This is a genomic window from Njordella aestuarii, from assembly GCF_056494165.1.
Map to the genome: position 1 here is coordinate 646,437 of NZ_CM151397.1, position 13,930 is coordinate 660,366.

The following is a 13,930-nucleotide window of genomic DNA, read 5'->3' on the forward strand; positions in this document are numbered from 1 at the left end:
AATTACCCGACCATGAAAGTCTGAAGCATTTTAACGAATGTCAATTAGCGAGACTGTAGCGCCGTTGGAAGAAAATTTACTTAAATGGTTTTCTTCATAGGAGCTTAAAATGCAGCTAAAGCCGCGTCTCGCTACTGTTTCAAATGCAAGCATGGTGGCGTAAATCGTCGGATTGGTTCGCTTCCAGTGTATTTGGTACGATATCTGACCGTCAAACGCTGGACGAAGAATTACGCCCCGATCGACCTTCGTATTTCCGTTGTCCTGGCGTTTGCGAGCATTCAAGGAAGGTTTTGAAGAGGTACATGGCGGCAATCGCCAGGATTTTCTATGAAATTTATTGTAAAACCAAACACGTCGTCTCGCGAATCAACGCGTATCGTTTTGCAAGCGGTTTGCAGGTCGAGCCTAGCTGCATTAGCGATCTGGCTATCCGCCTCCACCGCCGTCGCACAATCGTCCATTCCGAGCAGCCAGCCAGCGCAGCAGCCTGTGGCTCCGATGGAATCTATGGCATGGGAAGGTGAGCCGTTTGGGGCCGGTAGAATTTCAATTGACCTGGGCCAAGTACCAATCGATCAGATCCCGAGGGTGCTGATCGACGAAGCTGACGGTCGGATTTTTTACCCTGCGATCACAATGCGGGAACTGCCGGTGCCACCCGCCGTGGCTCCAGCACCTGCCCCAGCGCCCAATCGGCGAATTGGACGAGGGGCTCTTGTGCAGCGACTGCGCCAAGCGATCGCTACTGCGCGAGACCAGATGCAGCATCCGGTCGCGATGGATATAGACTTCCTTTTCGTCGGCTCCCAACCTCTCCAAGTGCAAGTCCGCGGTGCCGTGGAATTCTCCTTTAAGCTGCAGGTCCAGCCACGCCAACCGGACGATGTCGCCGTTGTTGCTCGAACCCAACAATGGTACGAAGCCTTCACTTCAGCCGCCAAGCATGACATCAATGCAGGGGACTATCCGCCTGTTTTTCAAACATTTCTCGCTGAAACGATGGCTCGTCGACTGCAGGTTCAGCCAATTGACTTGCGAACGGAAAAGGAGCGACGGGCGACAGACCCGCTGGCCAAGCCGCTTTCGACTCTTGAGCTCCTTTCAAACACCGAATCTCTCCGCGATGCCATCTTTCGCGAGACGCTTCGATCGCCGCAGCGAATTGTCGGCGAAACCAACGTGCCAATCCCGCAGCCCCCGCAATGGTTGCCAGTTGACGTCCCCGACACGCCAGACACTTTGCCAATCGAGACGATCGCCCATAGCGTGCCTCCTGAGTGTTTCTATCTGCGGTTTGGTAAGTTTTCGAATTATCTGTGGTTCAAAGAGTTAAGCGCCGGCAAGGGAGCTGGACTGGCGCAGATGGTCAGCGTCCGCGGCTCGGACAGCAACGCGAACGCCAAAATTGAAAAGATGCTGAACACCAAGACGACCCTCATCGCTCGGTTGTTTGGAGATGCCATCATCCGGGACATGGCAATCATTGGAACAGATCTGTACATGCAGGACGGCGCGTCCATGGGCGTCTTGTTCGAAGCGTCCAACATCGGCCAGCTAAAATCGTCGATGGACTCCGAACGTGCCCAGGCGGCAAAATTGATGGAATCTCAAGGGGTCCAACTGGACACTTTGGAAGTCGCTGGTCGCCAAGTTACCTTGTTGTCGAATCGCGACCACTCGATTCGATCGTTCCGGGCTGTCGATGGCGACTATCTTTTTCTGACGACGTCGCAAACTCTTGTCGAGCGATTCTATGCGATTCGTGATGGGGAAGCGTCACTCGCAAAGACCCGCGAGTTCCGCTATGCACGTTTGTTGATGCCGCTGCAAAACGAGTACGAACTGTTTGGGTATTTTTCATCGAAGTTTTTACAAAACCTCGTATCGCCTCAATATAACATCGAATTACGCCGCAGGTATGCGACAAAAGCAAAGCTCGCCGCAGTAGAGATGGCGACGCTGATGGCCGAAGCCGAAGGCATCCCGCATTCTGACATTGAATCGTTGATCCAAGCGAACTTGTTGCCAGCGTGGTTCAACGACTCACCTGACGGAAGCAAGATTGTTCGGCAAGGCGATCGCTGGCTCGATTCGCGCCGCGGCGGACTTGGCGCATTATTGCCAATACTCGATGTTCCGTTACTCGATTGTGCGCCAGACGAAGCGAGCAAGTACATTCAAGATGCTGCGTTCTACACTTCGCAATGGCGCAGCACCGAACCGATGCTGGTGGGAGTACGTCGGTTTGAAAGCGAGCTTGGCAAACAAGTGGATCGTATTGCAATCGAAGCGTACGTAACACCTTTCAATTCTGAAAAGCTGGGTGCGTTCGGAAAGTATCTTGCTCCGCCCGTCGAAGCCATTATTGCTACTCCGCCGGACGACATCGTAAGCGTACAAGCGCACATGGCTGGTCAGAACCTACTTGGCGCTCACGCTCCAGACAACGTACTTTTTGCAGGTTTGAAGGACGCGCCACCACCACCGATGCTGACGGAAGATCCCAAGTTGCTCGAGGTGTGGCGCGCTGTGAGAAACACGCCCTTCTACTTAGGGGCATGGCCGCTACCCGGCTATCTTGATCAATTGCCACTGGGGTTGGGGGGCTCGCGTCCTGATGTCTATGGTTTCTCCCGTGCGCTAATTGGTATGTGGCGTTGGCAGGGAAACGGCTTCAGTGTCATTTCGTTTGATCGCGGTATTCTGGAGAATGCAATCTCGTACCTCCAGCCTACGACGGCACCTGATCCAGCTCAAGTGCGATGCCAGGTTAAAGATCTGGAGAATTCACAGCTAGCTCCTTGGGTCAATGACTTCTGGTACCGTCGATCATTCGCTGCGTGTCGGGGGAATTTAAGGTTGCTCGATGCGATGCAACAGCAGTTTCATCTTTCTCCGGATGAATCGCTTGTAAAGTCTCAGCGATTGCTAGACACGATGCTTGTCTGCCCGCTAGGAGGCAGCTACGAGCTGGACAACAATCAGTTTTGGACTTGCACCGAACTGAGGAATACTCAGCAATTTTCCACGTCCGCAGGCATTATGCAAGTCAATTTGGACAGCCTCATAGCTCCACCTGACTTCAAAGCCGATTGGCTCGGATGGCTTCGCGGACTACAGGCACACGTCACGCAATCGCCCGAAGGTTTGACTCTTATCGCCACGTTTGACGTCGAAAAATTTCCCGTTGTTGCAGATGCAAAGTCAGACGATGTAAAGCTTCCTGCCCTCAACTTTGATCTGTTCAGCTTGCCGTCGCAGCTATTTGGCGGAAAGAAAGCAGAAAATGAAACGCCCAAGAAAGAGCAACGTGAATTCTAGCACGCTAACTTTCGACAGACAGACAGGCCGCCTGCCGACGTCCACTCTATTGCACATCAAATACAAAAGCGTAATCTTTTGCGTCCGCTGTGAATTGGGACGATGGAATCCTCGAAACGATCACGCGTTTTACAGATGCGTCGTCGACGGGCATGTCAAATACATCCATAGCGGAACCTTTCGCAGCGACCGTAATCGTCCCGATGTCACGAAACGTTTCATTGGCCAGTTCAAGCACAACATAGAGCTGGCTGTTCGGTACCAAGCGATCCCCAACATCGATATAGACATGTAGCTGACGTGCGAACTGGTCAAACGCCACATAGTCATTCGCCGTTTCTCTCGCAGTGGTCGTAGAGTTTTCCGTTGGATTGGCCGATATGAAGCGAATCGAGTTTGGATTGTCGGCCGAGGTCAGGCTATCATTACTAGCAAGTTCTGATCGTTGCGGAGCATCTTGCGGCGTTTCCACCGGCCAAATTCGAATTGCCGTATAACCAGCAGCAAGACCAACGACACCCGCGGCCAGTGCACTGAAAAGCTTGGTCGCATTCCTACGATCGAAACCCCGTGGTCGCACCTGCGCAAGCGTTGGTTCGCGGTGACTGCCTGTTGAATAATCAACCGTATCTGGTCGCGGGCCAGCAGTAGTCGACAAACGCTTCAGCTCTTCCCGCTCTCGAATCTGTGCGAGCAGTTTCGCTTTCAGATCGGCTGGCGGGGCAATGGGTTTAATTCCCGCGGCCAGACTAGCGAATGCGGCTTGGATATGGTGCAATTCTTTGTTACACACTTCACAGCCTGTTTGAAGGTGGCTTTCGACGTCATCCTGCTGCGATAAATCTAAGCTCCCCGTCACGTAGTCGTCCAAAAGCTCGCTGCAGTCGTTACAATTCATGTATCTAAACTCTTTGGTTCGCCGCGAGGAAGCAATTCGCGAAGTACTGCGATGCCTCTTCTAGCAGCCGACTTTACCGTTCCCAGAGGTAAGCGTAACTCTTCGGATATCTGGCAATGCGTTTTGCCATCGAAAAATGCAAGCTGTAAAACTTGCTGCTGTATCTTACTTAGCCTATCAATGGCCCTACGCAATAGCAATCCATCTTCTTCCATCATCATACGATGACAAGGTTCAGTCAGTTCTGGCCGATTTGGCTGGTTCGCTTCACAAAAGTTTTGCAGACGCTGGCGATTGCGTTGCTTTGAAGTCAGCGACCGCAGTCGATCAATTGCACGACTGCGCGTGATAGTGACGAGAAATGCTTTGACTGATCCACGCTGGCAATCGTATTCCGCGGCCCGTTCCCAAACTGTAATGAAAACGTCAGAAAGCACTTCGCGAGCCTCAAATTCATGTTTCAAAATCCTAAGGCATAATCCGTACAGTATCGGGGAGTAGTGGTCATACAGTTTCTCAAACGCATTTTGATCTCCGGCCGCAATCTCTTGCATCAATTCCGATTCGCTCGAGTGTTCTAGTGTCACTGTTGAGACCGCTTCTCGATCGAATTGCCAGACTTCGTCCGGTGTGTTTGCTGAATTCATCCCTTCAACTTCCTCCGTGATCAATCGCGCTAACGGGAGTTGTCGCGGCAGTTGGCTCTCGCTTCCTTACGATTGGTATTACGCTGTCTGTCATCCAACAGTCCGCAAAATCACCCGTCGACTGTCTTCCAAGAATGAACTGGAAACACATCGGATAACCATTCGCATCTATGCCTGTCACGATGACTTCTGCGGCATTTCCTCGCGTAAACTCTTGTCCAACCATGTGGATTTGATGTCCGATCAAATTGTCAAAAGACTTTCGAAGCATCGCCTGGAAATCGCTACTACTTCCGATGAATGCTCGATTCCGCGGTGACGCAAATCGATAGCACACGTCAAAGTAGACTGGGTCAATCGCAGCACGGCGTAACGCTTCCATCTGGAACTGCACAACCTCTGACGGCGCCAGATCAACAGTTGGACCCGCTTGGGTAAGCGTGGGTTCCACCTCCGCAAAATTTTTCCGCATCGCACCTGCACTCGACACTGCAGTTGCGGGCGTCCGTACGCTGGCGACACAGGCACCCAACACGACGCCTGCTGCAAGAGCAAAAACTGTTCCTCTGTTTAGTAGCGTCACTTGAGTTTTCTTTTAGTTTTGACGGGGCGAGTGTACTAAAGCACTTCTGGGGTCCGTTTACTCTATTGTGATTTCTATCGAAGGTCAACAAAACACCCAACATAAGCAGGTTGTCCGGCAGCGATCGCAAGCCAAGTTCGCATACCACTCTTTCGTACTAACGCTGTGCATTACAAACTATTGCGCTCCCGGTCGCGGTCGTCAGTGCCGTCTTCATGGTGAAATTTAAAATTAGTTGCATCCGCCTCTGATACCTGTCGCGTACTTTTTGCGACTGCGAAATACGTTACACGATCTGTGCGCTCAAGCCACAGTTCTTACCCTAGGAGGCATTTGATGGACTCACAACGAGCACAGTTGGACAGTATCGATAGGCACTTTTCCGACCAAAGTACGAAAACTGATCAGTACTCGGAGCCAATAACTGGAACTCCTTCTGCCCAAACGTTCGGGCGTCGCAACTTTCTCCGCAGAACCGTGACTGCGACGGGGGCGGTTGCTGCGAGCGCTACGCTGATGCATTTGGATTCAAGTTCTGCGGAGGCTCAAAGCTCGTCGCGTGTTACGCTGGCGAACCAGATGAAGCTGGTGCAGCGACATGAGAATGATCACGTCGTGTTTTTGCGAAATGCGTTGGGTGGGCAGGCAAGACCTAAGCCTGTATTCCAAAATTTGGTAACCAGCAATATTTCCCAGTTCCTAACCATCGCCAATGCGTTGGAAAATACAGGTGTAGGTGCTTATTTAGGCGCTGCGCCGGCACTGTTTAACCGCGACTTCCTAGCGGCGGCAGGCTCGATTTTGACTATTGAATCACGCCACGCTGGCTTCTTCAATTCGCTGCGTTCGACGGCTTCGACAGCGAACGTCTACGGCGAAGAGCAGTCGTTCGAGCGTCCGCTTACAAGTGATGAAGTTGGCTCGCAAGCGGGGCCGTTTATCTCAAGTCTGAATGGCGGGCCCCCGCTGACCTTCAGCAACACGCCCTCGGAAGCAAATGATATTGCTATTTTAAACTACGCACTTGCGCTTGAGTATCTAGAAGCTGAATTTTACAACGTCAACGTACCTCGCTTCTACCGATAATACGGAAGAAGTTCGCATTTATTTTTTGATTTGATCCAATGTTCTTCCTAAACCGATAAAGAGAGAGTTCAATGAAACTACATCGACCTATTGTCTCCGCCATTTGCTGCATGCTGATAGTGGCCGTTTCAGCCACTGTATCCCTGGCTGGCGTTGTCGTAGCACTAACCCAGTCGAATGAAATTTTGCGATTCGATGCCTCCAACCCAGGCTCGACTTCCGCTCCAGTTATGATCACCGGCATACAAAGCGGTGAATCGCTGGTCGGTATCGATTTTCGACCCAGCAACGGTCTTTTGTATGGTGTTACTACCAATCAATTTACGGGTAGAATTTACACAATCGATGCATTCACTGGGGCCGCGACGTTAAGCTCTACGTTGAACGCACCAATTCTGGGATCCAACTTTGGCGTCGACTTTAATCCCGTCGCGGATCGACTTAGAGTAACCAGTGACTCTGGTCAGAATCTGAGAATCAATGTTAGCAACGGCGCAACGATTCTCGACGGCAACCTTCGGTATGGGGCTGGCGACGTAAATGCCGGTGTCGCTCCCAATGTTGTCTCTTCGGCCTACACTAACAGTTTTGCTGGAACGACTTCAACCGCACTTTACAATCTCGATTTGAGCACACAAAGTCTCGTTCTGCAGTCGCCTCCGAACGATGGTACGATGCAAACGGTTGGTACATTGGACGGAATTGCATTTCCAGAAGCATCATTTGATATCGATGGGCTTGGAAATATCGGTTACGTAGTTCTCAATGGCTTTGAGTTTTCGCAAATCGATTTAGCGACCGGCGCGTTGACCTACATTGGTGACATCAACACCTCAAGCAGCATTGTGGGCATCTCGACAATCAGTGCCGTCCCTGAGCCCAGCAGCATGGCACTCCTCGCTGTAGCTGCGAGCGGTTTCGGATGGGCCCGTCGGCGACGCCAGAAGCGACTGTCCGCTGCGGAAGAAACCTCTGCGGTGTAAACGTCATTGTGAGTTCCATTGCATCGCAGGTCAGACTAGCGGATGGAATTTAACTTAAATTGGTCGTAAGATAAGGGTGTTCTGACACATACACCCTTATCTTGCAAGACTTCTCTACAGTGCCGCGACGCGTTGACGTGATAATTATCGGCGGTGGAATCGCCGGAACAAGCTTGGCTTGGGTGCTAGAACAACGCGGCGCGAGCTTCGTTTTGGTCGACGACAATCAGCAAAACTCTGCCTCGCGAATCGCGGCGGGATTGGTGACGCCAATAACTGGCAAGCGCGTAAACGTTACTTACGCGTGGCCCAATGCGTTTCTTTATAGTGACCAATTCTATCGCTACGTCGAACAAGTTTTGAGTACGCAGATTTGGTATCGATCTGGAGCCGCTAGATTCTGCGATTCAACTAAGACCGTCAGTGAAACTGAGCTACGGTTGCGTGGCTTCGCGAATGTCGATACGTCATGGCTCTATAACGAATGGTTCGATCCGCACTGGAAAAATCCATTTGGCGGATTTTTCATGCCACAAGCATCGCGGTTAAATGCCGCTGAATATTTAAAACAGTCCCACAGTCACTTTCAACGCGACAGTAAGTATTTTCAGGCAAGCATCGATTTAGACGAAGACGTTCAGTTCGTTAGCGGGGAAGCGCGTCTTAGGCCCTATGACATTGTCGCAGATTACGTTATTTGCGCACGAGGGCATACTGATAGGCTTCATCCCTATTTCGAGCAAGCTCGATTCCGACCTGCACAAGGTGATATTTTGCGAGTCGAATTGAATGCTCCAATTGAGACTACAACAATTCACAGTCAACTTTGGATGACGCCAACAGATCCTCAACGGACGCTCGGGTCGTTGAATCTAGAGATCAGCTTGCGGCCGAAAGCGACAGACTGGCTGCTAGGATCGACTTATCAATGGCGACCTTTGGATGGTCTGCCATCGGCAGCCGGGCGTGATTCGTTGCTCGAAACCATCCATCGCAAATTGGATATCGTTTGCGGCGTTGTCGAACATCGCGCGGCCATCCGACCGACTACCTTTGATCAGCATCCTTTCGTGGGGATGCATCCCACTATACCAAGGCTTGGACTGCTGAACGGGCTTGGTGCCAAAGGCTGTTATCTCGGTCCCTGGTGTGCAAATATTCTCGCTGCTCATCTGTTGGAAAAGCGAGCGATCCCTGGTGATTTGCGTTGGGATCGATAATGCCATACGTTTCACTGACAAAGACCGCGCAGGAATTCGTTGGAAATGATCTGCGACTAGGTGACATTGCAGTCGACGCAACTGCTGGTAATGGCCACGATACGCTCTTTCTAAGTCGTGCCGTGGGTGTGGCGGGCAAAGTCTATGGGCTTGACCTATCACCAGCGGCGATCGATTCAACTGCGCGAAGATTAGAAGAGCACGGCTGTACGAACGTCGAACTAATAGTTGGAAATCACCGGGATCTGCTGGCATTGCTTCCAGAGAACGTGAGAGGTAACGTCAAGGTTGTGATGTTCAATTTGGGTTACTTGCCTGGCAGCGACAAAACAGAAATTACGCAACCTGCGAGCACCTTGGCCGCCATGCAAGCAGCATTGCATTTGATTTCTTGGGACGGCTGCGTGAGTATTTTAGCGTACCGCGGTCATCCGGGTGGCGAAGAAGAATTCCAAGCAGTACATGCTGTCGTGGCGAAACTAAATGCACAAGTCGAGTGGCAGGTTATGCAATCGCCGACCGAACCACGCGAAAAACAGCCGGTACATTTTTTTGTGAAGAGACGGTTGCTTGGTGCTGTTCCATGAAACCGTATCTTGAGTACGATTTACTGAGGCATCTATGTCTTGGAGGGCGATTCGGAAAGCATTTGGCGCAACGATTTGTAATCAGTCTTGCCAGTTCCCAGGACAGGAATTTTCTCGACGTTGCGAACTTCGTCCAGACGCATTACGCCTCGCATCCCAGCAGCTAAAAGAATCTCACTGGCTTCGCGCAGAGTTATATCGTGGGTCGTGAATAGCACAATGTGACGTCCTTCATCGGTCTCGACGCCTTCCACCGCGACAGTAGGGCCTTTTTCATCAGGCGGGAATTTTGCAACAAATGGTTCTTCAAGAGCTGGTAGGGAAATCATTTCACCCCCTGCTTTGATAAATCTTTTCAACCGGCCTTGAAAGTGAAGATATCCCTCTTTGTCAATCGAAACCAAGTCCCCGGTTTTGTACCAGCGCCGTTCATCCTGTACTACAAAAGGATCGGGCCCCTCATGTTTGTAGTATCCGCTGAAAATGGAAGGTCCTGCGACCAAAAGCATGCCGGTTTGATCAGCAGCAACCTCTTGTTCGGTGTCGACGTCGATAATACGAACGTCGACGCTTTTGACGGGCTTGCCAATCGTGCCCGGCTTGACTCCACCGGGCGTATTGCCTGCGACAACTGGCGAACATTCGGTGATGCCGTAGCCTTCCAAAATCGTGGCATTCGGTGCCTTTTGCTTACAGCTCTCGAAAATATGTTCGGGGCATTTCTCCGCGCCTGTAACAATCGTTTTAAGGCTGGAGAGCTCATCCCCCGAGCAGGCTGCCAATATGTATCCTAAAAAGGTTGGCGTGGTGAATACCAGGGTGGGTTTATACGTTTCAATCGTTTTGACCAGTCCTCGGGAATCGGTTGGATCTGCATATCGAATACAACGGATGCTTGTGAGATGAGGCAAAATTAAGTTGCCTGTCATGCCAAAGGAATGGAACGGAGGAAGGAAGCCTAGGAGTGTGTCATTGTTAGTGGCTTTTAAGACTTCCAAACCATCGACAACGTTGGTCAAAAGATTTCGATGTGTCAAAGGTACGGTCTTCGGAAGGCTCTCGGACCCCGAAGTGAAGAGGAAGACGGCGGTATCTTCTGGAGATTGTCTGGCAAGGTGCCTTTTGAATGACGAACCGGCAAGATAGGTTCGACAAAGCACGAGCAAGCTCTCGAGTTTTCCGATGCCTTTGCGAATATCTTCCAGGAAAATATATTCCGCACCTTTCACTTCGATATTCATCCGGTCAATCATTTTTCGCGAAGTGATGATATGTCTCGTTTCAGTAACCTCTGCTCCGTGAGCAAGATTTGACGGTCCTGTAGTCCAATTCATCATGACGGGAATTTTGCCCGCCATCTGCAAGGCGAAGAAGACGATATCAGCAGCGACCGAGGCGGGAAGCATAACCCCGACATGCGCTTCCTCAAGCTTTGCGAAGCGGCGGGACATAAGTTCACATGCAACCAGAAGTTTTCGATAATTCAGTACGCCTGATATCGAATCGGCAACAGCAACTCGATTGAGTTGCTTTAAGGCCCGACTGACGAAAGCGGCCCCAATAGTATCTGCCAACAAAGTCGGTGTGTCATCGATCTTTGGGTAATTCTCCCAAGCTTTTGGCGCAGCTACCTTTTCGTTCGCATCGTCGGAAAGTTGACCAGCAGCGAGGGCCCAGAGGCCTCCAACTGTTTCCGTTACGACGTTGCTGCGAAAGCCGAACTGCTGTTCGATTTTTAGGGCGACGTCCATTCGGTCTAGGCTATCGAGTCCGATCGATTCCAACTTCGTGTCTGCTTGCAATTCGTCGCCCGAAAGCTGTCGCTTAAGATGAGACTGCAGAAGTTCGTTCACCTGGGTCTTCGTTTTGTCGCTGATTTCACCTATGTCGGTCGAAGTGCTCGGCAGTGATTTTCCAAATTCACCGTGGCTTGGACCGAACAGGTGATGATAGCGAACAAACTTAGGCTCCTGCGCTCCGTCTTTGTTATACCAGTCTTCCAGGAAAGCGTTGAAGGACTCTCTTGAATCGGTTGGCATATCCTCCGGCTTTAACACTTCGATATGCATTGAAACGTCTCGCCGCGGCAGAAAGAAAAATAGACTAGCAAACACCCAACCCAAAGCTGATTTGACTCTCGCCGATAGGTTCGGAGGTGAATTTGTTTCTGCACAACTGAACATACTGCCCCAAAGGCCACGCGTTCTAATAAGAACGATGTTCACGTCTGGACTCTTCGCAACAATTTCGTGGACAGCTCGCGCGGCCCCGACGACTTCAACATTACCACGTTGTAGCCGTCCCGAGGGATAGATCAACATGCAATCGCCAGCATGCAATCGATCCACCACCGAATCGATCATATCAAGTACTTGGCTATGAGCATCGCGGCTGTGTGCAGAAAGATCTGGGACCTCGAATGCGTCGACAAGTGACATGAGCGGACGAAAAATCGGCGTCCGGTAAGTCGCGGAATTTACAAGCGGTCTCAGCGGCTTGTGCAACCGAATGCGGCTTGATACCAACGGCGGATCGACTAGCGCGGGGTGGTTGGGGAGAACGAGCGTGGCACCCTTCAGATCCTTAAGCTTGTCAGCTCCTGAAATTTTCAGCCGGTAACGCATCCGCAGCATCAATCCGCAAATGCCCCAAAATAATCGGTTTAACCAACGTTTCACGAGCGGCCTCGATCGATATCCATGTAGGTATTGCTTGATTTCACGTAAAATTGCTTGGTTGGCGCTATACCGCAGTTCGCGCGCCATCGCCAGCTACCATATTCAAATGCCTCACTAGGCAGAAGGTTCACGCAAATTCTGGCTGCTTTTTGAAAACATCGCTTACCGCGCGTGGCGATTTATCAATTATTCCGCCTGATCGCTCAGCGTTTCAAAGAATTTCCGCTCGGCTTCTGCATCTCCTACGATGACCAGTTGCGCTTCCGATGACAAGACAGTGTCAGGTGCTGGTTTGGCGTCGAACTTGCCATCCTTCTCGATGGCGACGATGTTGCAGCCCGTAGTCTGCCGAAAACGGCACTCGGCGAGCGTTTTGCCGACAAGTGTTTTGGGGACTGGAACGCGTAACACATCCAATCCTTCGGCAAGCAAGATCGAGTTTCCGCGCTTCAAAATATTGAAGATGCGACTTGCACCCGTCGACGAATAGGACATGACGTAGTCAGCGCCTGCGCGATGCAATGTCGACACATTGCGGTCAAGATTTGCTCGGGCTAGTATTTGAATATCTGGCCTCAAGCGACGACAGTAAATGGCCAAATAAACATTCACATCATCGTCGTGAGTTGTAATCACGACCGACGAGCAAGTCATAATGCCCGCACGTTCGAGTACTTCGAGTTCAGCCGCGTCCCCTAATATGTAATGCTCGGGATCTCGAATGCGATCTGGATTGCGGTCGACAATTCGATAATCAGTTCCTCGCAACTGAAGCTCACTGCCAGCGGCGCGTCCTACTCTTCCTGCTCCGAGAATAATAGCCGACGGCTCCTGTGCACGGTAAAGGCAAAACAACGTGTCATACTCGTCAAGCTCTTCACGAGTTCCGGCTAATAAGAGAACCGTGCTAGCTTCGATGACAGTATCTGGACCGGCTATCATAAAACTGCCACGATTCCAAACTCCGATAACGTTCACGCGTGTGTGCTCTGTCAGCCGAATATCTTTTAGTGTTCTCCCGACCATCGGTGTGTTAAGAGCCGAAGCCTCGGCAATTAGTAGCTTTCCAAATTCGCCGATAACTGAACTGCGGGCGTCTTGACCAAAGACTCGGCGGGCAAACGATTGCCCCAACATTTCACCAAGTTGGAGGACGTGGTTGCAGCCAGCAAGCTCTAGGATGTCCACCGATGCCGGAGACGATGCGACGGAAACAATCGAAACGGATGAAGCGATTTCCCTTACGGTGAACGCGATATTCGTGTTCGTCGTGTCGCGTTGAGCCGCCACAACTAAAGCGGCGTGCTCTGCGCGTGCCCGAACATACGTTGGCGGATCGTCGATTTCCCCGAGCATGACTGAGTACCCTTCGTCGTGATAACGCAACGCTTCATCCAATTCAGGGACGATCACGACATAATTCCAGTTCTCTCGCTGCAGCATCCGGATCAAGGATCGTTCAACCGAACCAAGACTTGTGAAGATCACATGGCCGAACACTTTCTTGGACAGTTCCCTCGGTGCTCGGGCGGCTGCTTGAGCTTCAAGCCAAGGGACATAAAAAAACTGAATGAACATGAAGGGCAGCAACATCAACATGAACACTGAGCCAGACAATAGGACCACTACAGAGAAAAGTCGCCCCAGGTCGGAATGGAAAGTGATATCGCCAAAACCCAAAGTGGACATCACCACAAGAACCCAGTAGATGCCTGTCGCCCAGGAGTGCTGCTGGCCCTCCATCGTCATCAGAAGATGGAAGAAAAGCGTAAACACAAAAACCATCGCAACGAAAACCACGAGTAGTTTTCCAAGAGCGAGAAGGTTGCGACGTCGCGACGGGTTTGCAAGGAAGCTGAGTACTATTGGAAGGGATTTCATCGCAGCATTATAACCGCAGAACTTCTACTGAAAATTCGCTGGC

General features: G+C 51.2%; 10 protein-coding genes. 5 read left to right on the top strand and 5 right to left on the bottom strand.

Features of this window, described 5'->3' with window-relative positions; all coding sequences use genetic code 11:
* Nucleotides 1–330: 330 nt before the first annotated feature.
* Nucleotides 331–3,324 carry a hypothetical protein gene (locus SH451x_RS02520; RefSeq protein WP_479360771.1) on the top strand — a complete coding sequence of 998 codons (2,994 nt, stop codon included), beginning with the start codon at nucleotides 331–333 and terminating at the stop codon, nucleotides 3,322–3,324.
* Between the two features lie 46 nt (nucleotides 3,325–3,370).
* Here the strand turns inward: SH451x_RS02520 and SH451x_RS02525 are convergent, their stop codons facing one another.
* From SH451x_RS02525 to SH451x_RS02535, 3 genes are read right to left on the bottom strand one after another with little or no spacing between them, the layout of a single operon-like run.
* Entirely contained in the window at nucleotides 3,371–4,222 is an 852-nt protein-coding gene (locus SH451x_RS02525) for an anti-sigma factor family protein (protein WP_479360772.1), read from the bottom strand.
* On the bottom strand, nucleotides 4,219–4,869 hold the full coding sequence (locus tag SH451x_RS02530; protein WP_479360773.1) for a sigma-70 family RNA polymerase sigma factor: 651 nt from the start codon (nucleotides 4,867–4,869) through the stop codon (nucleotides 4,219–4,221). The genes SH451x_RS02525 and SH451x_RS02530 overlap by 4 nt, the downstream gene beginning before the upstream one ends.
* A gap of 4 nt (nucleotides 4,870–4,873) precedes the next feature.
* Complete coding sequence (locus SH451x_RS02535) at nucleotides 4,874–5,452, bottom strand: hypothetical protein (RefSeq protein WP_479360774.1); 579 nt, start codon at nucleotides 5,450–5,452, stop codon at nucleotides 4,874–4,876.
* A 336-nt stretch (nucleotides 5,453–5,788) separates the two neighbouring features.
* Here SH451x_RS02535 and SH451x_RS02540 point away from each other — a divergent pair, with 336 nt between their 5' ends.
* The 4 genes from SH451x_RS02540 to mnmM all read left to right on the top strand — a co-directional run bounded on the left by SH451x_RS02540 (nucleotide 5,789) and on the right by mnmM (nucleotide 9,328).
* Complete coding sequence (locus SH451x_RS02540; protein ID WP_479360776.1) at nucleotides 5,789–6,538, top strand: ferritin-like domain-containing protein; 750 nt, start codon at nucleotides 5,789–5,791, stop codon at nucleotides 6,536–6,538.
* Nucleotides 6,539–6,609: 71 nt separating this feature from the next.
* Nucleotides 6,610–7,521, top strand: a complete 912-nt coding sequence (locus tag SH451x_RS02545; protein WP_479360777.1) for a DUF4394 domain-containing protein — start codon at nucleotides 6,610–6,612, stop codon at nucleotides 7,519–7,521.
* A gap of 101 nt (nucleotides 7,522–7,622) precedes the next feature.
* The gene (locus tag SH451x_RS02550; protein WP_479360778.1) at nucleotides 7,623–8,741 is read left to right on the top strand and encodes an NAD(P)/FAD-dependent oxidoreductase; all 1,119 of its coding nucleotides are present in this window, start codon (nucleotides 7,623–7,625) and stop codon (nucleotides 8,739–8,741) included.
* Nucleotides 8,741–9,328, top strand: a complete 588-nt coding sequence (gene mnmM, locus SH451x_RS02555) for a tRNA 5-(aminomethyl)-2-thiouridylate-methyltransferase MnmM (RefSeq protein WP_479360779.1) — start codon at nucleotides 8,741–8,743, stop codon at nucleotides 9,326–9,328. The genes SH451x_RS02550 and mnmM overlap by 1 nt, the downstream gene beginning before the upstream one ends.
* A 32-nt stretch (nucleotides 9,329–9,360) precedes the next feature.
* Here mnmM and SH451x_RS02560 read toward each other — a convergent pair whose 3' ends face one another.
* Together SH451x_RS02560 and SH451x_RS02565 are read right to left on the bottom strand one after the other, a co-directional pair.
* Nucleotides 9,361–12,006, bottom strand: a complete 2,646-nt coding sequence (locus tag SH451x_RS02560) for an AMP-binding protein (RefSeq protein WP_479360780.1) — start codon at nucleotides 12,004–12,006, stop codon at nucleotides 9,361–9,363.
* A gap of 186 nt (nucleotides 12,007–12,192) precedes the next feature.
* Nucleotides 12,193–13,887, bottom strand: coding sequence for a potassium channel family protein (locus tag SH451x_RS02565; protein WP_479360782.1), 1,695 nt, complete (start codon nucleotides 13,885–13,887; stop codon nucleotides 12,193–12,195).
* Nucleotides 13,888–13,930 lie beyond the last annotated feature (43 nt).

What these genes read in the sequence shown, in the direction of transcription:
- SH451x_RS02520 (WP_479360771.1), top strand. Translation starts at nt 331, where the DNA reads ATGAAATTTATTGTAAAACCAAACACGTCGTCTCGCGAATCAACGCGT.
- SH451x_RS02525 (WP_479360772.1), bottom strand. Translation starts at nt 4,222, where the DNA reads ATGAATTGTAACGACTGCAGCGAGCTTTTGGACGACTACGTGACGGGG.
- SH451x_RS02530 (WP_479360773.1), bottom strand. Translation starts at nt 4,869, where the DNA reads ATGAATTCAGCAAACACACCGGACGAAGTCTGGCAATTCGATCGAGAA.
- SH451x_RS02540 (WP_479360776.1), top strand. Translation starts at nt 5,789, where the DNA reads ATGGACTCACAACGAGCACAGTTGGACAGTATCGATAGGCACTTTTCC.
- SH451x_RS02545 (WP_479360777.1), top strand. Translation starts at nt 6,610, where the DNA reads ATGAAACTACATCGACCTATTGTCTCCGCCATTTGCTGCATGCTGATA.
- mnmM (WP_479360779.1), top strand. Translation starts at nt 8,741, where the DNA reads ATGCCATACGTTTCACTGACAAAGACCGCGCAGGAATTCGTTGGAAAT.
- SH451x_RS02565 (WP_479360782.1), bottom strand. Translation starts at nt 13,887, where the DNA reads ATGAAATCCCTTCCAATAGTACTCAGCTTCCTTGCAAACCCGTCGCGA.